Origin of the sequence: Streptomyces sp. A 4/2, assembly GCF_940670765.1 — a bacterium.
Classification (GTDB): Bacteria; Actinomycetota; Actinomycetes; order Streptomycetales; family Streptomycetaceae; genus Streptomyces.
The window spans coordinates 381,273-402,230 of the sequence record NZ_CALNVW010000020.1 but is presented as its reverse complement, the minus strand read 5'-3'; the positions used below and the strand labels follow the sequence as shown (position 1 = coordinate 402,230).

Below are 20,958 nucleotides of genomic sequence, written 5' to 3'. Positions count from 1 at the left end.
CTCGCCGGCTTTCGCCAGGCCATCGGAATCCACCACGAGCGTGTGGGCCTCAGCATGGCCCGAATCCGGAGTCCTTCCGGGGCGGCGACCGATAAACCGTCCGGTCGTGCGGGGTGCCGCCCGTGCTGTTGGAGGATCGGCCGCGACGGACCATGCATCAACTACCCGTGTCCCCACCCGAACTGGGGATGTGGCAGAGACTGACCGGCCTCAACAATGGGCGGCGAACGTGATCGAGGAAGTTGGTGCGAATGCTTAGCATGCCGTCACAGAGCTCTGGGCAGTCCCGCTCCTCACGGGCCGGGACGAAGAAACGGATCACCATCATCGGTGCCGGCATATCCGGCTTGGTGGCGGCGTACGAACTCGAACGGCGTGGCCACACCGTCGAAATGCTGGAGGGGAGACTGCAACTCGGCGGCAGGGTACGCACTCACCGATTCCTGCCCGACCGCCCGGGGCCCTCGGTGGAACTCGGCGCCATGCGGGTGCCGGCCACCCACCACCGCACCATGCATTATGTGCGCGAACTCGGACTGGCCGACCGGGTAAGGGAGTTCAAGACGCTGTTCCAGGACGACACCGGGTACCTGGAGACACACTCGGGGCACCAGCGGATACATGACGCCTCACCGGCTCTCGTACAGGAGCTGAGACTGCGCCTGCCGGAGCGCGAGTACAGCGATGCGACGGTGCTCTTCGCCGCTTGGCTGTCCGTACGGGTGAACGCCATCGCACCCAAGAGCTTCCGGGACAGTATCCAGAACGGACTGGACCGCGAAGTCCTCGGACTGGTCGAAGGAATCGACCTCGCGCCCTATGTGTACGGACCGGGCAAGGACCGGATCGACCTGCATTCCCTGTTCGCGGACCACCCGCAGATCCAGGCGGGGTGCACGGGCAGGCTGTACCGCTTCGTCGAGGACATCGTCAACGAGACCAGTTCCAGCCTCGTGCGGCTGCAGGGCGGAATGGACCAGATGGTTCACGAGCTCCGTGACCGGATCCAAGGGCCGATCGGCTGCGGCCAGGAAGTGGTGGGGATCGAACTACGGGACGACGACGTCGTCCTCCGGATGCGGCGTGGATTCGGCACGGTCACCAAGACGTGCGACTACGTGCTGTGCACCATTCCCTTCTCCGTACTGCGGACCATGGACCTGGTCGGATTCGACGACGACAAACGGGCGATCGTCCACGACATGAGCTACTGGTCCGCCACCAAAGTCGCCTTCCACTGCAGGGAGCCGTTCTGGGAGGCGGACGGCATCACCGGCGGTGGATCCTTCACCGGGGGCCTGATCCGCCAGACCTACTACCCTCCGACCGAGAGCGACCCCGCGCTCGGCGCGGCCCTGCTGGCCAGTTACACCATCGGTGACGACGCCGACGTGCTCGGTGCTCTCGGGCGCCGCGCCCGCCTCGCCACCGTGCTGGACGAACTGGCCGCAGTACACCCGCAGTTGCGGCAGGACGGCATGATCCTCGGCGTAGTGGATCAGGTGTGGGGCAGTGCTCCGTCGAGCATGGGGGCGGCTGCCGTCCGCTGGGGGAAGGACATCGCCACGTGTGAGGCGGAACGGGCCTCTGCGGCTCGCCGGCAAGGACGGCTGTTCTTCGCCGGTGAACACTGCTCCACATTTCCCGCCTGGATCGAGGGCGCGATCGAGTCGGCCGACAACGTCGTGCGGGAGATCGATCTCTACCAGCCCGGCGCGAGCGAGAGAGCCGTCGCCGGCCGCCGCAGCGCGTCGGGGGCGGAGGCATGAGCCTCTTCGATCTCCCGCGGCTGCACTTCGCCGGAACCGCCACGACCCAACTGCCCACCGGACCGCGCGGCGGACTGGTCGATCTCGCGACGAACACCGCCCTCACCCCCAACGGCCGGCCGTTCCCGGCGGACCGCCCGGCCGGTGAGTACCACGACATCCTGGACAGGACAGATCCGGGGCCCGGACCGGCCAAGGGCCAGAACTTCGGTGGCAGCGGCCACTTCGCCGTGGACGCACGCATGGTCGGCGCGGAACTCTCCGCCGGAACGCTGATCACCGACGACCCCGTGATCGGCGGCCACGTCGATATGTGGGGCCACTACAACGAGTACTTCGCCACCACGGCCAACCGCGCCAGGGTGTTCGACATCGACCCGTCCTCCCACTGGACCACCACGCTGATGGTCGGTCAGTTCTGCTTCGGCCGCCAAGGCCGTTCGCACGACGTCGGATACCTCTTCACCGGCGACGTCGAAGGGTTCCAGCCGCCCAGATGGCAGGTCTTCGACCCGCACATCAACGCCGACGTCCGGCCGTCGGCGTCCCGGTTGCCCTCCTCTTCGGTGCACCAGTTCGTGGTCACCGGTGACGGCGCGCTGCACTGGCTGGAGCAGCCGTCCCGCTCAGCTGTCGTGACCCGGCTGCGAGACGCGGTGGAGACCGCAGGGGCCGACGGGATCGTCGTGCAGTTCGCACTCCACGGCACTCCGGCAGCGGCCGTTCCCGAGCAGCCCGTCACCTGGCAGCTCCGCGGCACCGTCGCGCCCTGGCGAGCGGACGAACCCCGCTCGTACCCCGCAGGACGTCTGCTCACCGCGCAGGACCCGCCCCGCCCGCACCCGTCCCCGGTACCCCGCCAGGTCACCGTCGACGTGGGAGCGGCACATGTCACCTTCAACCTGGTCGCCGGACCGCCGGGGACACTCGCCGTCCGGGCCGGCGAGGGGGAGACCTGGGAACTGCGCACGGCACACGGCGACCATCTCGTCGCCGAACTTCCCACGGGTGCCCGGACAGCCGCCGAGGACCTGACCAGCGGGGTGCTGACCGTGCCTCGTCAACCGCGGGCGGATGCCGCCGAACACGAAGCGCTGTGTCTGGTGAGGCGGAACAGCGACGGCACAACGACCCCGCTGCTGAGCGAGCGTGAGGTCAACATCCAGGCGGACGACGCGTGCATCATCGTCGACCACCCCGACGGCGAACACGACGACACCTACGACGTCCGTGTATCCGTCCTCTCCCTGATCCGGGGCAGGCCCGGCCCCCTGAACGTCCTCCATGTCCGGCAGTACGCCAACCCCCGTGCCCTGCCCCGGGACGAGGCGGCCCGCTCACCCCGGGCACGCTGCACGGACATCGATATCGTGCGGCTGCGCCCCGACCTCCCCGACAGCCCTGTGAAGAGCACCGACTGGGCGGCCGAGTGCACGATCAGTACCGACGTCCGGGGGCGCGGGGCGTTCGTCCTGCGGGGTGCGCGGCCAGGCTGCGCCAGAATTCTGCTGACCGCGGCCGGTGAGGACCCTCCCGCCGATCCCTCGCTCCCCGGGTCCGCCGCCGTCGCCTACGACAACGACGATCGGCTCGGCTACTGGGCCGGCGCCGGACATCTCTCGGTGCGGGTTCTCCCCGACGACTGGTGGCTGGCGGACGTACCGCAGGACCAGGTGACCTTCGACCTGGTCCACGCGGAGGTCTTCGCCTTCTACGAGCACATGTTCGCCTTCATGAAGGACAAGGTCTTCAGCCTGGCGGACCAGTTCCGCGTGGACACGTACGCCCGGCTGATCTGGCAGATGTCCGACCCGGAGAACAAGCCGAAGACGTACTACATGCCACCGACCCGCGACCTGTCGGAACCCAAGGCCCGTCTGCTGCTGGCCTACCTCCGCGTGCGCAACACCCCGGACCAGGTCCTCACCACCAGCCCGGCCACCACGCGCACGGGCGGCGGCATCACCACTCGGCGGGAGCTGGTGTCGACACTGCGGCACGCCGCGATGATCGAACTGGCAGTCACCCTCCAGTACCTCTACGCGGCCTACTCCCTCCCACTGCACGGGGCCGGACTGGAATACGTCCGGCAAGGGCAGTGGACAGAAGAGCAGTTGAGGATCGTCAGCGGCGACGGCGGAAAGACACTCGACGACGGGATCCGCAACACCCTGCTCCGCGTGGCCCGCGAGGAAATGATCCACTTCCTCGTCGTCAACAACATCGTCATGGCGCTCGGTGAACCCTTCCACTTTCCCGCCATCGACTTCGGCACCCTCAACGGCGAACTGCTCGTACCGCTGGACTTCTCGCTGGAAGGCCTCGACATCGGCAGTGTCCAGCGGTTCATCGCCATCGAGTCACCCCACCGCATCAGCCACGACGTCCGGTACGGCGCCCTCGGCGGCCCTGTCCACGGCCCGCGGCCGGGGCCTCCCGGCTACGCCTCGTTGAGCGATCTCTACGCCGCCGTACGAGAGGCGCTCCAGCGCATCCCCGGGCTCTTCATGGTGGACCGGGGAAGAGGCGGCGGCGAACACCACGTATTTCTGCGGAAGTCGGTGAACACCGCGCACCCGGACTACCAACTGGAGGTCGACGACCTCTCCAGCGCCCTGTTCGCGGTCGACTTCATCACCGAGCAGGGCGAAGGACAGATCCTCTCTCAGGAGGCGGACCCCCCGAGCGAGGAATGCCACTTCGACGCCTTCCTGCGGATCTCGGATCTCCTGATGAACCTGCGGCTGAACCGGCCGCCCGGTCACCGCCCGGCCCCGGACTTCGCCTATCCGGTCCTGCGTAACCCGACCCTGACCGAAGGCACCGGAATCCGGCAGGTCATCGTCGAACCGACGGCCCGTGAGGTCGCCCGGCTCTGCAACGGCTCCTACTTCATGATGGCCCAGCTCATGGTCCAGCACTTCGGCGAACAGCCCGACGCGAGCCTGCGGCGATCGGAGCTCATGAACTACTCGATCGACCTCATGAACGGTGTGCTGCAACCCCTGGCCGAACTGTTGGCAGTCCTGCCGTCGGGTGTACCGGGCCGGACGGCAGGAGCACCGTTCGCGCTGGAGAGGGCGCCGGAGCCCCTCACCCGCCCGGACGTGGCACGACGCGTCTTCGCACGGCGCTGCACGGAGCTCGCACGGACGGCCCGGGAACACCCGGTCGTCCCGGCCCGGGTGGCGGACACGCTCAGCTTCCTGGCCGACCGCTTCGGCGCGTACTGACTCCCCCCGCTCCTCAACAGCAGGAAAGGCGAAAGATATGACCCCTGCGTACGACACCGACGTCCTCGTCGTCGGCGGCGGCCCGGTCGGCATGGCCCTGGCCCTGGACCTCAGATCGCGAGGGGTGGCCCACACCGTCGTCGAAGCGAGCGACGGATCGGTCTCCCACCCCAAGGTCAGCAACATCGGCCCGAGGTCCATGGAGTTCTTCCGCCGGTGGGGCGTCGCGGACAAGATCCGCGCCGCCGGCTGGCCGAGGGACCACACACTCGACAGCGTCTGGGTCACCCGGATCGGGGGACACGAGGTACTGCGGCTGCCCATCGGTACCAGCGAGACCCGGCGGCCCTTCGCGCACACCCCGGAGCCCGACGAGATCTGCCCCCAGCACTGGCTCGCGCCCCTGCTCGCCGACGAGGTGGGCAGACACCCGGACGGACCGCTGCGGCTGAACTGCCGCATGGACACCTTCCAGCAGGGCGACGACGGGGTCGTCGCCACCGTCACCGACCAGAGGGACGGGACGGTCGGCACCATCCATGCCCAGTACCTCGTGGCCTGCGACGGTGCCTCCTCACCGATCCGCAAGGCATGCGGCGTCGCCGCCCCGGCCCGCCATCCCACCCAGACGTTCCGCAACATCCTCTTCCGCGCCCCTGAGCTCGGTGAACAGCTGGGAACACGCAAAGCGCTCTTCTACTTCCTCCTGCTGTCGACGTCGCTGCGCTTTCCCATGCGGGCGATGGACGGCCGCGGGCTGTTCCGGCTGTCGGTCCGCGTCGACGGCAGCCCCGAGGCAGCCCAGCCCGCCCTGGCGCTGATCCGGCAGGCGCTGGCCGTCGACACGCCGGTCGAGGTGCTGTCCGACCACGCATGGCATCTGACACACCGGGTGGCGGAGGAATTCCGCAGCGGCCGGGTCTTCTTCGCCGGAGACGCCGCACACACCCTGTCGCCCTCCGGTGGGTTCGGTATGAACACCGGCATCGCGGGCGCGGCCGACCTGGGCTGGAAACTCGCAGCCGAACTGGCGGGCTGGTCGGGGCCCACGCTCCTGGACACGTACCGAATCGAGCGGCAGCCCGTCGCGGAGCAGGCGGTGGAGGAGGCGAACCGCAATCTCGTCCGTACGATGAGCCGCACCCTGTCCGAGGACCTTCACGAGGACACACCCGCGGGCGAGCGGGCTCGTGCCGCGATGGCCGAACAACTGGAACGCAGCGGAATCCGCCGCGAGTTCGACGCCCCCATGATCCATATGGGATACCGGTACGAGTCCCCGGTCATCGTCCCCGACCTCGGAACGCCACCGGCCGACGAGAACGAGCAGCGTCCCAACAGCAAGCCGGGATCACGTGCCCCGCACGCCTGGCTGAAGCCGGGACTCTCCACACTCGACCTGTTCGGTGACGGCTTCCGGCTGCTGAACTTCGCGGAACCTCCTCGGTACCACCCGTGCCCGCAGCACGAAGGGTTCGAAAGGGCCTTCGCCGACCGGCACATGCCGCTGGGCGTCACCGTGTGCCACGACTCCGAAGTGGCCGCCCTCTACCAGCGCCCGTTCGTCCTGGTGCGGCCCGACGGACACGTGGCCTGGCGGGGCTCGGAGCTCCCCACCGACCCCGGCGCGCTCGCGGACACGGTACGCGGCGCCCGGTGACGCACCCCCGGTGCGCGGACGGATGCCATTACTCTCAGGGAGAGGCACCATGCTGTTCGAAGAACTGCCACCTTTCGACCTGCGCGGCTGGCCGGCCGAGGCCATCGCCGATCCCTACCCCGTCTACCTGCGCTACCGGGCGAGGTCCCCCGTACACCATGTGCCGGGCCTGCCGGGCGAGCCGGACACCTACTACGTCTTCGGTTACGACGAAGTCGTGCAGGTGCTCACCAGCCCACGGTTCGGACGCAGCGCGGACGCCGCGAACACCGAACCCCCGGTCGCGAGCTCCGCGTGCCCCACGGCGCCACGGCCGGCGGACCGCCACGAAACCCTGCGCACCATGCTCCGGAACTGGCTGGTGTTCCTCGACCCGCCCCGGCACACCACCCTGCGCGCGCTGCTCAGTAAGGAGTTCACCCCGAGGATTGTCCTCGGTCTGCGCGAGCGCATGCAGGAGATCGCTCGCGAACTGCTCGCGGAGATGCGGCGCAAGGAAGTCGTGGACCTGGTGGCGGAGTTCACCGCGCCTTTCCCCGTCATGGTGATCTGCGAACTGCTCGGGGTGGAGCGCCGGCACTGCGACTGGCTGCGTGAACTCTCCGTCCAGTTGCAGGAGGCGAGCACGTCGCGGGCGGGCAGCGGCACGGACGGGCTCGTGCGCGCCGACGCAGCGGCCCGGCAACTCGTCGAATTCTTCCGCGACCACGCCCGGCGCCGCCACGGCGGGGACGCGGAAGATCTGGTCTCTCTGCTGGTCAGAGCCGGCGAACAGGGCGAGCCCCTGACGGACGACGAGATCGCCGCGACCTGTGTCCACCTGCTCACCGCCGGACACGAGACCACCACCCATGCGCTGGCCAAGTCGGCCCTGGCCCTGCTGGACCGACCCGACACCCTCGCGGAACTGTGCACGGCGGAGCAGCTGCTGCCGGGGGCCGTCCAGGAACTCGTCAGATTCGACCCGCCGGTCCAGGCCGTGAGCCGATGGGCGTACCAGGAAGAAGCGCTCGGCGGACACCGGATCCGGCGGGGAGCGAAAATCGTCCTCATGCTGGGCTCGGCCAATCGGGATGCCTGCCATTTCCCCCACCCCGATGTGCTCGACGTGCACCGGCCCCCTGACCGACACCTCGGATTCGGCCTGGGAATCCACTTCTGCCTGGGCGCGGCACTGGCCCGGACGGAAGTCGAGACCGGGCTCGCTGCGCTGCTGGAGTTCCTGCCGGGGGCGAGTCCGACCGGCCCAGGAGTCCGGTACACGGACGATCTGGTCTTTCACGGACCGGCGGAGTTGTGGCTGGACACCGGAGCACGGCCCGGAAACCGGGCCGGTGTACCGCTCGGAGTACGGAGCAACTCGGTGCGGCCGGACGTTACCGGAGGGGCGCGGCCGAGCGGCTGAGCCGGGACGGACGCCGGTCGGGCAGATCAGACCGGCGCGACCCGCTCCGCCGTCACCCTCCCGTACCCGGTGGAGACATTCCCTCGGGCCCGATGCCCTGTATGCAGCGCGCGAGTTCCAGACGGGAATGGACCTGTAGTTTGCGGAAGATCTGCCTCATGTGGAAGGCGATCGTATGAGGTGAGAGGAACATGCGGTCAGCGACCTGACGATTCGTCAATCCTTGCACCACGTGTTCGGCCACGGTGAGTTCGGTCCTGGTCAGGCTCCGCAAGCCGGTCTGCGGCTCAGGGGAATGGGACCAGTGCCGGCGGCGGATCCCCACGGCCCGCAGTCTGCGGCGGACCCGGGCGGTGTCGCCTTCCGCGCCCAGTTGCCCGTACAGCGTGAGCGCGCTCTCCAGACTCCGGACGGCGCGTGCCCGGGACGTTTCGAGCAACAGCGCACCCAGGTCCTCGGCTGCTGACGCGCGGGCCCAGGCATCACGGTGACCTGCGACGGCTTCCTCCAGCGCGTCGGCATCCCCCTCGATCAGACCCCGGGCGTGCTCGGCTGCCGCGAACACCACAGTGATACCGGGGTTGGCACGCGCCAGCCTCTCAGCCGCCGCGGACACCTCGGCCGCCTGGCTCGGGTGCCGCGTGGCCAGCAGTACACGAACCAGCCACGGGGCGAACCCGGGCTCCTCGATCAACAGGGCGCCGCGACCGGGTTCGTTCGACCACAGCTCTTCGAGAGCGTTCTTGAGATCGGGTTCACTGCCGCTTGCCAGGGCGATCTGGGCCTCGATCCAGGCACCGGCCGCCGCGCACACCTGCCCACGGTCGTCCGGCAGCGCTTTCCTGAGGCGGCGAGCGTAGTCACCGGCCCGTGCCAGCTCGCCCCGGTGCGAGGCCACCGTCGCCAGCAACTGCCAGGCCAGCGGCATGAACACGCAGACCCCGGACTCCTCGGCAACGGCGAGTCCCGCTGTCGCCTCCCGTTCCGCCTCGTCCAGCCTGCCGTCGGCGAGCCGGAGCCGCGCGTGTACGAGTCTGGGGACGTCGGCCGAGACGAACTCGACCGGGTCCGGGGTTGTTCCGAGTGCGGCCTCCGCCTCGCTGAATCTGCCGGTATGGGCGAGCATCATCGCGGACACCAGCCGGGGATGGGTGTGCCATTCGAAGGCCGAGCCCCGGTCCGCGAGTGCTACGGCGTCCTGGCACAGGGCCAGTGCTTCGTTGAGCTTCCCCTCACGCCAGCGCAGTACGGCGAGTGCGGTGGTGACACCTGCCTGGATGTCCAGCCCTTCGTCACCATCACCGTCACCGTCACCGCTGCCATCGCCACGGCCACCGTCAGCGGCAAGCGCCTGTTCGGCGTGGCGCGCGACCTGATGCCCGTCGTGGGCCGACCAGGCCGACAACTGGTTGAGTACGGCCTTCTGGCGCAGGTGGGCCGGTACGCCGGGCTGTGCGAGAAGCTCCCCGGCGACTTCGAGGCAGTCCGTTGTCCGGCCGAGGAGCAGCAGTGCCGTGGACAGCCAGTAGCGCAGCCGGGCGGTGATCTCCGGACCGGCCGGGCGGGTGAGCGCGTCCCGGGCCAGGGTGACGGCCGTCGGGAGCGTCCCGGAGCGTACGCATGCCTCCACCGCGATCACCGTGAGCGGTTCATGTGCCGCGTCGACGACCGGCCGCACCAGTTCGAGACCGCGCAGCGCCAGGTCCGCGGCGGTCTGCGGGGCGTTCGTCACCGACTCCTCGGCTGCCTGGCGCAACAGCCCGGCCATGGCCGGGTCCCCGCGGTGGGCCCCGTGGATGAGATGTGGGGCCACCGACGTGGGGGAATGACCGCGCGCGAGCAGGATGCCCAGGGCCTGCCGGTGCAGGGCTCCACGGACCACACCCGGCATGTCTTCCATGAGTACCTGTCGCATCAGTTCATGGCGGAAGGTGACTGTTTCGGTGCCGCACTTGACCATCCCGGCGACGACCGCTTCGCGAAACCGGGGGACCAGTGCGCCCACCGGTTCACCGAGCATCTCCGCGATGTCCTCGGGCAGACAGGCCGGACCCAGTACCGCTGCCACCTCCATGAGCAGTCGTGCCTGCGGTGACACCGTCGCCAGCCGGTCCTCCATCAACGCGCTGAACCACCGAGGTGCCCGCCCGGAGGCCGAGGTGCCCGCCCGGGGCCCGGTGCCGGCCGGTGCGCCGGACAGGCGGGCGGTGCCTCCCTGCACACAGACGTCGCCCTGTTCCAGGAGTTGTCCGATGACGGCAACGAGCAGCCGGGGATTGCCCTGGGCCAGACCCAGCAGGGTGCTCAGTTCGGCGTCGGGCCGCCCGTCGGCGCAGTCGGCGAACAACTGCGAAACGGCCGAGTCGCAGAGCGGCCCGAGGGGCAGACGCAGGGCCTCCGTGGGGCTCTGCGGCCAGACGTCCGGTCCACCCGGAAGGGCCGGTTCATCCTCCTGAACGGTGCGTCGGGCGGTCAGCCACACCACCGGGGAATTCCGCAGACGTGACATCAGCGGGTGCAGCGTCGCAGCGAGCAGTGGGACGGGGCTCCGGCCCTCGTCGCAGGTGAGCAGCAGCGGGGCCTTCTTGAGCTGGGCTTCCAGAAGTGACAGCGAGGCCGCATGGAAATGCCGGTCGTCCCGCTGCTCGTCCCGCACTTCCCGAGCTCCCCGGCGCGGGCTCGGGCGACGGTCGGCGTCCAGCGACCGGGCCAGGGCATGGAACAGCGATGTCATCGGCAGGGCCGGGGAGAACTCGTCGCCCTCCAGGTGGATGACCGTGAAGCCCCGCGCGGACGCCGCCCTCCGGGCCTCGGCCAGCAAGCGGGACTTCCCGATCCCGGCCGGTCCGCTGATCCATCCCTGGACGCAGCGCCGTGAATTCTGTGCCCGCTCGAAGGCGCGGCCGATCAGCTCGGTCTGCTCCGTGCGTCCGCGCAGCGGCCGTACGCTCACGCCGGACCGGCCGACCGGTTCCTCGGCACCACCCGACGAAGTTCGCTCGCCGTCGTGGAGTGCGGGCACCTTTGCCATGGCGGGGGGCGTACCTTTCACGGACGGGAGACAGGAGAAGCACCTGCGCAGCGGGCGGACTGCGGATCGTGGGCCCACGGCCGCGGGCCGCGTGCCTCTGGCGCACCGGTCTCCGCTCTTTCTACGAATCCGGTGGCGTCTTCTGCCCGGACACCGCTCCGGTGCCGGGGCCTGTCTCCGGTATGGCTTCCGTGCTGCGAATCGGCCACCCGGGGAGGAGCGTGGCGAGCACGGCACAGCCGAGTGACACGTACAAGGCGACCGTGTAGGCGGCCGAAAGTCCTGCCGCGTACTGTGCGATGAAGACGTGGCTGTTCGCCGGTGCGGTGACGCCTCGCGCGACGATGGCGGCCAGTGCCGCGACGCCGAGTGCCTGGCAGACCCGCTGGGTTGCCTGAAGCAGTGCTGTACCACTGCCGACGCTCTCCCGGGGAACGTCGCTGAGAGCCGTGACCTGTGTCGTCGGCGGGATCGCACCCGCGCCTGCACCCGCCAGCAGCAAGGGCCACACCAGGCCTCGCGGGTCGGGATCCGCGGCGCGTGCGCGCAGCATCGCGATGCCTGCGGCCAACAGCAGAAAGCCCACGGCGAGCGGGAGCCGCGGCCCCCACCGGTCCCTGACCCGGCCCGCCAGGACACCGGCTGCACCGGAGGAGAGCGCCAGTGGCAGCAGGGCCAGCCCCGCATCCAGTGCGCTGACACCGCGCACCACCTGCATGGACAGCGGCAGCAGGAACTGCGTTCCGAAGAAGGGGACTTGACCGAGCGCGTTGATGGCGCTGCCGATCCAGTAGGTACGGACGCGGTAGAGCCGCAGGTTGAGCAGGGGAGAGGCCGAGCGGAGCTGGACGCGTACCAGCACGACCAGGGCCAGGGCGCCCACGGCGAACGCGGCCAGTGTGGTGCCGCGCGAACTGCTGTGGGAGCCGCTCGGGGAGCCGAGCAGGGTCGCGCCGAGCAGCAGCCCGCTGAACCCCACACAGACGAGGACGACGCTCGGCAGGTGGATCCGGGGGGCGGATTCCGCCCGGGGCCCGTCGGGGGTGAGGAAGCGGCTCCCCAGGAGTACGCCGAGCGCGCCGATCGGCACATTGATGAAGAAGATCCAGCGCAGCATCCCGGCGTCCACGAAGGCGCCGCCCAGCAGTGGCCCGACGGTCGGGGCGAAGACGAGGACGATCCCGAAGACACCGAACGCGAGGCCGCGCTTCGCCGCGGGAAACGCGGTGAACAGCTTGGCCGAGCCCAGCGGCAGCGCGAAGCCCCCGGCGAGACCCTGGACGACCCGCGCCACGATGAGCAGCGGCAGGGAGGGCGCGAGACCGCACAGGAGGGAGGCTCCGGCGAAGCAGCCGAGGGAGATCAGATAGACCTTCTTCGTGCCCAGTCGTTCGCCGAGCGCCCCGGCCAACGGGGTGGCGACGCCGAGTGCGAGCGCGTAACCGCTGACCACCCACTGCACATCGGCGGTGGACGCTCCGAACTCCTGCTGGATGCTGTGGATGGCGACATTGACCACCGTGACGTCGAGGATCGTCATGAAGGAGCCCACGGACACGGCGATCAGTGTCTTCCACGGCGAAGCCGTGCCGAACGGCTCGGGCCGCGGGCCCTCGGTCCCGGGGCGGGCGTCGCGGTTCATCGGGGGTCGGCGGTGTCTGCGAGGCGGTGCGGGGCCGGCGGGCTCTGGCTGTCGGCGAGTACGGCGAGGTGTCCGTCCTTGACGACGGCCCGGATGTCGTCCAGAGCGGCTGGGTCACGCAAGGGGTCGCCGCCCACGACTGTCAGGTCGGCGTGCCGCCCCGGTGCCAGGACGCCCAGTGTCTGGCCCTGACCGCACAGCGTAGCGGCGTGCCGGGTGCTTGCCTCGATGACCTGGAGCGGAGTCAGACCGGCGGCCAGCATGTACTCCATCTCCTGCCGCGGCATGCCCGCCGGAATACCGGGCAGCCCGACCCAGTCGCTGCCCAGGGCGACCTTGCCGCCCGCTTCGACGTAGAGGGCGAGGACGGAGACGAGCAGTTCCTCGACAGCCCGGAGGCCGTCGGCGGGGAAGTCCGGCAGATGCAGGCGGATGTTGATGAGTTCACCGCCGAGAGTGGGGACCAGGTAGACGCCTTGCTCCACCATGCGTGCGATCCGCCTGCGCAGCCCGGGGAGGGCATCCGTGCTGAGGGCACCCTCGCGGTGCAGTTCGACGTAGCCCATGTCGGGCGGCAGGGGGAAGAGCATGTGCTCGACGCTGGTGACACCCGCGTCGAGCGCGATGTCCAGTTGCGTGACGTGGTGGACATGGGAGCGGACGAGCAAGCCGTGTGTATCCGCGCGGCGGACGACCGCGGCGATCGGGCCTGGCCCGAGCACGGGGAGTCGGCCCGGGGTGCGGTAGTTGAAGTCGAAAGACTCCTGGGTCAGTTTGATGAAATCGGCGCCGAGGGCGGCCAGTTCGTCGACCGCGGCCTCGGCCTCCGTGGCCGAGTCGGCTGCGCGCGCGACGGAACCGTCACCGCGCATGGACGGATAGCCGCCCGCTGCGGTGAGCGCGGGCCCGGCCGCGAAGACACGGGCCGCATGTAAGTCCCCTCCAGCGGTGTGGAGTTGTGAAACGAGGTCCGGTCCGCAGCCGGTGTTTCCCAGGCTCGTCACGCCGTCCTTGAGGAAGGCGCCCAGGGTGGCCGGGAGATCCTGCTCGATGTGTGTGTGCGAGTCGATGATCCCCGGCAGGACGGTCTGCCCGTCGCACCGCAGGACCAGTGCCGCGTCCGGGATGCGTACCTGAGAGGCCGGCCCGACGGCCGTGATGCGGCCGTTCTCGATGACGACCACGCCGCTGTGAATCGGTTGCGTGCCGCTGCCGTCGATGACACTGCCGCCTACGAGGGCGAGAGCACCGGGGCCTTTTCCGTGTACATGTGGGGATTCCGGATTCGCGGCGGATCCCCCGAAGGATTCCGCACGCGATTCCGCTTCGTGACTCATCAAGAGGCTCCCGTCGATGAAGTGCATATGCCGGGCGCGCGGTTCGACGCGGAATTCGCGTATGTCGCGACACGGATATGGGCAGGCGGTTCTAGGGAAATGTCAATCGCCGGACAAGGGGGACGCGTTGGGTGCAGACGCTGCAATCGATCGTCTCGATGTTAATGTGTTAACATCGAGCACGTCAAGATGCGCTTCTGTCGGCTGCGTGCTGTGCCTGCGGGCCCCATGTGGCCCCGCCTTCCTGTGATCTGAGCCACAGTCACTGGCGCCGAGTGGGTCGCTGGTGGAGACTGCGGGCGAGTAATTGTGCTGGCCGGTGTTTCGAGGACGACGCCGACCGCCTCGCGGTGGGCCTCACGGCAACTGGTACGTGCGACGCGAGGTGACGGAACATCCGTGCACGTGAGGTGCGTTGGATGATTCCGACCCGCAGTGCGGGCGTGGGCCGGGCACCAAGGGCGCTGTTCGCTCCCTGGCTGCAGCCGGGGAGCGTTTCGAAACAGCGCCCATGTGATGCGTAGTCGGACGGGTCCGTAGCCTCGGCGGCATCGTGGGCCGGACCGGTGGCAGAGAAGGCGGCGACCAGCCATGACGCAAGACCCCGCAGACCCCACAGAGCGCAACGTTTCTGCTGAGGGGGTGTCACCGCCGCCCGCCAAACCACCACTGATGACCGCGCTCTACCAGGCGGGTCGTGCCGTGGATGCCGCAGTCAACGCGGCCTTCGCGCCGATCGGTCTCAGCGCCTCACAATGGGCCGTCCTGTGCCTCATCGATGAACAGCCGGGCATAGCGGGCGCCGAAATCGCCCGCCGGTCCGACGTGAGCCCCGCCGCTGTGACGACCATGCTCGGCCGACTTCAGGCAGCGGGGCTGGCCGAGCGGCGCTCTCAGCCTCGGGGGCGCATAGTGGGTACCTTCCTCACCGAAAGCGGGCGTCGCCAGTTGCGGGAGGGGAATATCGTCGCGCGCGAGGTGGAACGGGAACTCACCGAACCTCTCGGACGGGAGAGCCTTGCCCGCGTGCTCGAGGACCTCAACTCCTTCGTTTCCACACTCAATTCACTAGAGGGAAAGAAGTAAGGGTTTCCGTTGTCGGGTCCTGGCGTTCAGGTCGACACGTGCTCCACTCCGGATCAGGCCTGCCGTGTGACCTTGCCATCGCTCGTGACGCTCACCGTGACCTCTCCGCCGGCTGGAACTTCGACTCGTGGCCAGCCGAGGAACGCCGTGTATCCCAGGGGGCGGGCCGATTGGCGGGATGTTTCTGCCAGCACCGACACCTCTGCCGCATAGGGTGTTTCGTTCGACAGGCGGAGCACGGTGGATCGGCTGTCCCCGCGGATACGTTCGACCTCGACATGGTCAAAGGTGAAGAGGACATCTTCTCCAGGCCGGACGTAGATTCCGGGAAGTTCGAGTGCCATCAGGATGCCGTCGGTCTCGGTCCAGGAGTTTCTCGTCCTGATGAAATTGCCGATACTGCCCTTGCCCTCGGCGTCGCTGGGCTGGATTCGTTCCATACTCGAACCGATCAAGTTGTCGGTTGTGATGTGCCCCGGCATATTGACGGCCTCGGCATGGGCATGCTGGATATCACTGATGAGCTCTGCGTACTTCTTCTGCCCGGTTGCCCGGTACAGCTTGAACAGGTGGTCGGCTGAGGAGGTGCAGACACCTGGCGCAGCGTGCTTGTTCTGACTGCTTGCCCAGACCGCGCCGGCCATCTTTCCGCCCAGTCGTGCAATATCGCTGCTTGCCGGGAACTGCGGATCGTAGGCGAGCGTCCAGGACGAGCACAGTGCGGCTTGAACCTTCGCGCGGTCCAGCCAGGAGCTCTTGCCTGTGTACTGATAGAGCGCCATGAATGTCTCCAGGAGACCGAACGCCGTTTCGGAGTCTGCATCCTGTGAGATATCTGCGCATGCGCCGCCGGTGAATCCGCGGGACGTGACGTCCCGCTCGTAATAAAATTCGGCGCTCTCCTCGGCCACGGTCAACCAGTCCGGACGGCGGAAGTATTCAGCCGCCAGGGCGAGTCCGGCCGGGGCGATGGCTCCGGCGGACGAGTTGTAGACGGCAATCTCGCCCGTTTCGGGAACGATGTACTGACCGAATTCACCGTACTCCCGCCAGGTGCGGGTGAAAGCCGCGGCCAGATCGTGAGCGGCCAATTCCCAGAGCTCCTTGACGGCTGCGCCGTGTCCTTGCGCCTTCAAGATCATAAAGTGTTTGATGAGCCAGAAGAGGATGTCCCCGTTCTTGCGCACCATGGCCTGCACTGCCGGAAAATCGGGGTGGGACTTCTCCGACCGGATTTCGCCGTCCGAGCTGATGTAGCCGAAGAAGAATCCACTTCGCCCTTGCATGCGAGAACAGATGAAGTCGAGTTCCTCGGCGACTCTACCGCGTTCCGTCTCGTCGTTCAGGGCCAACATGGGGTAGGTGTTGATCATGCCGCTGACCCAGCCCAGTTGGAAATCATTCGAGTTTTCTGGGAGGTAGTACTTGCCGGCCTTGGTCTCGGTGAAGTTTCCGCGGCAGATGTCGGTACCCACCTCCGTCAGCTTGCTCATGGGAAGCAGGTTGCGGGGTGTCGTAGCGCCCGTCAGCGACTTCCGTACGTCCATGAATTCCTGCAGGAGTGCCGGAATTCCGTCGGCATTGAAAGTGAAAACCTGGAAGCGAATCGACACCGCGTCGCCGGCAGACCAGTTCGGCGCGCTGTCCCCGCTCGGTCGGAAGTCGCCGAAACCGGCTGCCAACTGGCGCATGACAGGTGCCGAAATGCGAAAGTCGCAGCTTTCCCTGTTCGCGCTCTCCTCGACGGAGAGTCCACTATTGCCAAGTCGTGTGCCTTGCTCGGTGAGGACGATCCACCCTTTCTTGAGCCTGGGCGAGAAAAAGCTCATCGACGGAGCAGCGGTTGCGCAGGTTTCCAGCTCGATCCGTGAGGACTCCGAGGTGTCCAAGGCGAGTCGCGGATTATTCGATATCGCCACCGATACCCGCGGGTTGTAGTACATGTCGGCCGGATAGTCTGGGTTGTATCCATTTCCGATGGCGCGGTAACGATTGCCGTTGTAGACCGATCCGGGAATCATCACGTAGTTCGCGGTCTCCCAGTTCTCGAATGGGAAATCAACCGAGATCGCGGTTTCCTCGGCCTCTCCCTGCTCCAGGGTGCACGTCAAGGTGACGTCCCACCCCTGGCGACCGGGTGGGCGCCGCGTGTCCCACGCCAGCTGCCACCGCTGTTGCCCGTCGATCAGCGTGTCGCCGTCAAACTCCTTGGTCTGGCGCAGCGTGGTGCCCTCATACTTCCGAGTAAAAACCTGCAGAGAGCCGTGGAGTTCTCGCATAGATCGGAACAATCCGGCCGTCTGGGCATCCGCACCCTCGATCTCCGGGGGGAGTGGCTGGGCTTGTGAGGGTGTCGGATCGAGAGCGATCTTCGCGCCGACTCCGGCTGCTGCCAGTAGGGAAAGATAGTTTCTCCTGTTGAGCATTTCCCACCCGTCCTCGCGTACGTGTCTCCTGTGACCGGAACGTGGTTCAAGGCCTGCACTTTGCCACGGTCGGCAAGAAGCCCGCAAGGATAGGTACGAAACATTTTTGTCCGGGTCGAGTACCCGCAGGGCTCTGGTATTCAGATGGGGGCCATCGCCCGCAAGATCCTTTCGCTCGCGGCCTGACACGAACCCGGACAGGCAACTGCCCCACCTGCCACCGACCCGTCCATGGTGGTCGCGTGGCGGATTCGGCCGGTACCTACGTTGCGGGGCGGCCGAGCGAATCGAGCAGTTGGAGGTCATCGTCCGTCAGCCGGAGTGCGCCCGCCGCCACGTTGTCGACGAGGTGTTCCGGGTTGCCCGTCCCGGGGATGGCGAGCACATGGGCACCCTGCTCAAGGGTCCATGCCAGGCGGACCTGTGCGGGCGAGACGCCGTGTGCGCGGGCCACGGTGCTGACCTGGTCGTGCTCGGCCCGGACCGCGCCGGTCTCGCGGCCCTCCCCGGCGATGGAGAAGAAGGGGGCGAACGCGATGCCTTGCGCCGCGCATGCCCGGAGCATCTCGTCCCCGTCGGGTGCGTCGATGCCGTAGCGGTTCTGGACGCACACCACCGGCGCGATCTCCTGAGCCTGGGCCAGGTGCTCCGGGCGGGCGCCGGAGATACCGAGGTGACGGACGAGCCCGGCGTCGCGCAATTCGGCGAGAGCCCCGAAATGCTCGCTCACGCAGTCCTGCCCCATGACGCGCAGATAGACCAAGTCGAGTTGTTCGCGGCCGAGTTGACGCAGATTCTCCTCGACCTGGCCGCGCAGCTGCTCGGGCCGGGCCGGGGTGCTCCACTCGCCGTCGGTATCCCTGGTCGGGCCGACTTTGGCCGCGATGACGAGAGTGTCCGCATACGGTGCCAGCGCCGAGTTGATCAGTTCGTTGGCGGAGCGCAGCCGGGAGAAGTAGAAGGCCGCGGTGTCGATGTGGTTCACACCGAGTTCGACCGCGCGGCGGAGCACCTCGATCGCCTGGCCGCGGTTGCTGGGAGTGCCTTGGTGGAAGGCGGCGCTGCCGGTCAAGCGCATGGCGCCGAAACCGATCCGGTTGACCGCGAGGTCACCGAGCATCCATGTGCCTGCGGCTGCGGCGGAGACCGTGCGAGACGTCATCTGTTCCATAACTCCATCCGATCGGCTGTCGCCCCGGAAGCGTCGAGGCGGGGCGGTCCTGGAGTATGCGCAGGTGACAGGCGTGGCGGGAAGGTGCCGGGCGGTGGGCGAATATCACAGCGTGACCGGGAATCCCTGATGCGCGCACCGAGTTGGAGTAGGTGACGCTCCGGCCCTGGATCTCCCGTCGAACCCGAACGGGACGACACCGATGTCACTCCCACTTCCGCTTCGTGGTGGGTTCCGGTGCGCCGGTTACGGGAGGGTAGGCCGGGAGCTGGGGGGCTGAGGGCGGACGCCGATCACGCCGCCGGCGGTCCGCTCATCCCGGCCCGCAGGGCAGAACGGGCAGTGAGGCCAGACGTCGGTGCAGGTAGCCGCCGCCCCAGGCCAGGTCGTGCAGTGGTACCACCGATGTCAGCCCACGCCAGCGGCCGAGGATGCTGGTCAGGGCCACCGTGAGTTCCAGGCGGGCCAGCGCAGATCCGGGACAGTAGTGCGGCCCCAGGCCGAAGGACAGGTGGCGGCCGGCGGTACTGCGGTCCGGGTCGAGCGTTCCGGGGTCCGCGTGGCAGCGCGGGTCGTGATTGGCCGCCGCCACGGACAGCAGAACACCGCTGCCCGCAGGAATGACCGTGTCCCCGAACGGGATGTCTTCCAGAGCCACTCTCTTGGTACTGAACGGACCGGGGGTGTCCCAGCGCAGCAACTCGTCCACCGCGCGCGGAACCCGCGACGGCTCCTCCCGTAGGGAGGCCTGCACCTCGGGGTGCCCCAGCAGCGCCACCATGCTCATGCCGATCGCCTGCACCGTGCTGTCGAAGCCGGCCAGCAGCAGCATCGCCAGGAGAGAGGCGACTTCGTCCTCGCTCGCACCGCCCTGCTCGCGCCATGCCGCAAGGACGCGGGTGACGACGTCGTCCCCCGGGGCGGTGGTGCGGCGGGCCATCTCTCCGCGGACGAAGGCGTCGATACGGGCCACGCTCTCCTCGACGGCCGCGGCGGTGCAGCTCGCCTTGTCCGCGAGACGCGCCACGGGCTCGTACAGCGCGGCGCGTTCCTCCTCCCGTACCTCGAAGACCTCGCACAGCGACCGGAAGGCGAACGGGCGCGCGAAGGCGTTCATCAGCTCGACCGGCCCCTCGCCACGGGCCGCGTCGGCCGCGTCGAGGAGTTCACGGGCGGCTCGCTCGATGCGTTCCCGGTGGGCTGCCATCCGGCCCGGGGTCAGGGCCGGTGTCGCGAGGCGGCGGATCCGCGTGTGGTCGGGCGGGTCGTAGTTGACCAGCGTCACGTCAAGCGCGCGGCGGCGCACTCCGCGGTCGGGAACACGGCCGCCGCTCAGGGAGAGGCGGGGATCCACGAAGCCGGCCCGCACGTCGTCGGCGCGGGTGACCAGCCACGCCGGCCGTCCCGCGGGTGTCCTGATCCGGACCACGGGACAGGTCTCCCGGATCGAGGCCAGCGTCTCGTCCGGCCGGGCCAGGAACTCGGCCCCGAGCGGCTCCGGCAGCCGCTGCTGTCCTGCCGCCGCGGGCACGTCGGCTGTGACGGCGGGTTCGGTGTCCATGCGGAGGCGTCCTCTCGCGTTCGCGGAGCGTGCGGCGGCCACCGTAGGAACGGATGGTTGCCCGCCGGTTCACGCCCGGTGCGATTCCGGTATGCCTCCGCCCCCGCGGCAGCAGCGACCACCTGGAGAGAAGGCCGGTGGCCCGGCTCCGCCGCGCTTCCGGTACGCCGCTGCTCCGGCGCATCGGCGCGCCCACCAGCAGCAGGATTCACCGCGGGACAACCGACGGCGAACCGGTGCCGAACCCCGTGCTCCTAGCTTCCTGGCGGTCGGCGCAGCACTGCCGCCCGTCGTCCCGATCGCCCGTCGTATGGAGGACCCATCATGGCCGAGAACGTCGAGCCCCACGAGGAGACCACCGAGACCTCTGCGGAGGAGACTCCCGAGGTCGTTGCGCACTCCGCGTCGAATGTCGCCTGGTGCGGGGTGCACCAGGAGTCGGTCGACGAGCCCGAGGTGGTTGCGCACTCCGCGTCCAACGTTGCCTGGTGCGGGGTGCACCAGGAGTCGGTGGACGAGCCCGAGGTGGTCGCGCACTCCGAGGAGGGCGAGGACACCCCGTGGTGCGGCGTCCACCAGGAGCAGAACGCCTGATCAGTTCCACCTGGTAGTCCATCCCGGCCGCGGCGGCGCACGA

12 protein-coding genes are annotated in these 20,958 nt (G+C 68.5%); 6 read left to right on the top strand and 6 right to left on the bottom strand.

The window, feature by feature from the left end:
* The first annotated feature begins 260 nt into the window (after positions 1-260).
* Genes NBY69_RS16420 through NBY69_RS16405 form a run of 4 tightly spaced genes read left to right on the top strand, consistent with a single transcriptional unit; the run spans position 261 to position 8,067 of the window.
* Positions 261-1,769 carry an NAD(P)/FAD-dependent oxidoreductase gene (locus tag NBY69_RS16420; protein WP_250301656.1) on the top strand — a complete coding sequence of 503 codons (1,509 nt, stop codon included), beginning with the start codon at positions 261-263 and terminating at the stop codon, positions 1,767-1,769.
* The gene (locus tag NBY69_RS16415) at positions 1,766-5,002 is read left to right on the top strand and encodes a ferritin-like protein (protein WP_250301655.1); all 3,237 of its coding nucleotides are present in this window, start codon (positions 1,766-1,768) and stop codon (positions 5,000-5,002) included. Before NBY69_RS16420 ends, NBY69_RS16415 begins: the two co-directional genes overlap by 4 nt.
* 37 nt (positions 5,003-5,039) lie before the next feature.
* Positions 5,040-6,662, top strand: coding sequence for an FAD-dependent monooxygenase (locus NBY69_RS16410; RefSeq protein WP_250301654.1), 1,623 nt, complete (start codon positions 5,040-5,042; stop codon positions 6,660-6,662).
* 49 nt (positions 6,663-6,711) lie between these two features.
* The gene (locus tag NBY69_RS16405; protein ID WP_250301653.1) at positions 6,712-8,067 is read left to right on the top strand and encodes a cytochrome P450; all 1,356 of its coding nucleotides are present in this window, start codon (positions 6,712-6,714) and stop codon (positions 8,065-8,067) included.
* 52 nt (positions 8,068-8,119) lie between these two features.
* On the opposite strand, the gene NBY69_RS16400 is transcribed toward NBY69_RS16405, so the two are convergent.
* From NBY69_RS16400 to NBY69_RS16390, 3 genes are all read right to left on the bottom strand, one after another.
* Positions 8,120-11,098 carry a LuxR family transcriptional regulator gene (locus NBY69_RS16400; RefSeq protein WP_250301652.1) on the bottom strand — a complete coding sequence of 993 codons (2,979 nt, stop codon included), beginning with the start codon at positions 11,096-11,098 and terminating at the stop codon, positions 8,120-8,122.
* 121 nt (positions 11,099-11,219) lie between these two features.
* Positions 11,220-12,740: a DHA2 family efflux MFS transporter permease subunit gene (locus tag NBY69_RS16395; protein ID WP_250301651.1), complete on the bottom strand. Its 1,521-nt coding sequence runs from the start codon at positions 12,738-12,740 to the stop codon at positions 11,220-11,222.
* Entirely contained in the window at positions 12,737-14,077 is a 1,341-nt protein-coding gene (locus NBY69_RS16390) for an amidohydrolase family protein (protein ID WP_250301650.1), read from the bottom strand. The genes NBY69_RS16395 and NBY69_RS16390 overlap by 4 nt, the downstream gene beginning before the upstream one ends.
* Positions 14,078-14,749: 672 nt before the next feature.
* On the opposite strand from NBY69_RS16390, the gene NBY69_RS16385 reads away from it, so the two are divergent.
* Positions 14,750-15,163: a MarR family winged helix-turn-helix transcriptional regulator gene (locus NBY69_RS16385; RefSeq protein ID WP_250301649.1), complete on the top strand. Its 414-nt coding sequence runs from the start codon at positions 14,750-14,752 to the stop codon at positions 15,161-15,163.
* 53 nt (positions 15,164-15,216) lie between these two features.
* On the opposite strand, the gene NBY69_RS16380 is transcribed toward NBY69_RS16385, so the two are convergent.
* From NBY69_RS16380 to NBY69_RS16370, 3 genes are all read right to left on the bottom strand, one after another.
* On the bottom strand, positions 15,217-17,589 hold the full coding sequence (locus tag NBY69_RS16380) for a hypothetical protein (protein ID WP_250301648.1): 2,373 nt from the start codon (positions 17,587-17,589) through the stop codon (positions 15,217-15,219).
* A 262-nt stretch (positions 17,590-17,851) separates the two neighbouring features.
* On the bottom strand, positions 17,852-18,751 hold the full coding sequence (locus tag NBY69_RS16375) for an aldo/keto reductase (protein ID WP_250301647.1): 900 nt from the start codon (positions 18,749-18,751) through the stop codon (positions 17,852-17,854).
* Between the two features lie 322 nt (positions 18,752-19,073).
* Positions 19,074-20,321: a cytochrome P450 gene (locus NBY69_RS16370; protein WP_250301646.1), complete on the bottom strand. Its 1,248-nt coding sequence runs from the start codon at positions 20,319-20,321 to the stop codon at positions 19,074-19,076.
* 324 nt (positions 20,322-20,645) lie between these two features.
* Here NBY69_RS16370 and NBY69_RS16365 point away from each other — a divergent pair, with 324 nt between their 5' ends.
* Complete coding sequence (locus NBY69_RS16365) at positions 20,646-20,915, top strand: hypothetical protein (protein WP_250301645.1); 270 nt, start codon at positions 20,646-20,648, stop codon at positions 20,913-20,915.
* Positions 20,916-20,958 lie beyond the last annotated feature (43 nt).

What these genes read in the sequence shown, in the direction of transcription:
- NBY69_RS16390 (WP_250301650.1), bottom strand. Translation starts at nt 14,077, where the DNA reads ATGAGTCACGAAGCGGAATCGCGTGCGGAATCCTTCGGGGGATCCGCC.
- NBY69_RS16365 (WP_250301645.1), top strand. Translation starts at nt 20,646, where the DNA reads ATGGCCGAGAACGTCGAGCCCCACGAGGAGACCACCGAGACCTCTGCG.
- NBY69_RS16405 (WP_250301653.1), top strand. Translation starts at nt 6,712, where the DNA reads ATGCTGTTCGAAGAACTGCCACCTTTCGACCTGCGCGGCTGGCCGGCC.
- NBY69_RS16415 (WP_250301655.1), top strand. Translation starts at nt 1,766, where the DNA reads ATGAGCCTCTTCGATCTCCCGCGGCTGCACTTCGCCGGAACCGCCACG.
- NBY69_RS16385 (WP_250301649.1), top strand. Translation starts at nt 14,750, where the DNA reads ATGACCGCGCTCTACCAGGCGGGTCGTGCCGTGGATGCCGCAGTCAAC.
- NBY69_RS16410 (WP_250301654.1), top strand. Translation starts at nt 5,040, where the DNA reads ATGACCCCTGCGTACGACACCGACGTCCTCGTCGTCGGCGGCGGCCCG.
- NBY69_RS16420 (WP_250301656.1), top strand. Translation starts at nt 261, where the DNA reads ATGCCGTCACAGAGCTCTGGGCAGTCCCGCTCCTCACGGGCCGGGACG.
- NBY69_RS16380 (WP_250301648.1), bottom strand. Translation starts at nt 17,589, where the DNA reads ATGCTCAACAGGAGAAACTATCTTTCCCTACTGGCAGCAGCCGGAGTC.
- NBY69_RS16370 (WP_250301646.1), bottom strand. Translation starts at nt 20,321, where the DNA reads ATGGACACCGAACCCGCCGTCACAGCCGACGTGCCCGCGGCGGCAGGA.
- NBY69_RS16400 (WP_250301652.1), bottom strand. Translation starts at nt 11,098, where the DNA reads ATGGCAAAGGTGCCCGCACTCCACGACGGCGAGCGAACTTCGTCGGGT.
- NBY69_RS16375 (WP_250301647.1), bottom strand. Translation starts at nt 18,751, where the DNA reads ATGACGTCTCGCACGGTCTCCGCCGCAGCCGCAGGCACATGGATGCTC.
- NBY69_RS16395 (WP_250301651.1), bottom strand. Translation starts at nt 12,740, where the DNA reads ATGAACCGCGACGCCCGCCCCGGGACCGAGGGCCCGCGGCCCGAGCCG.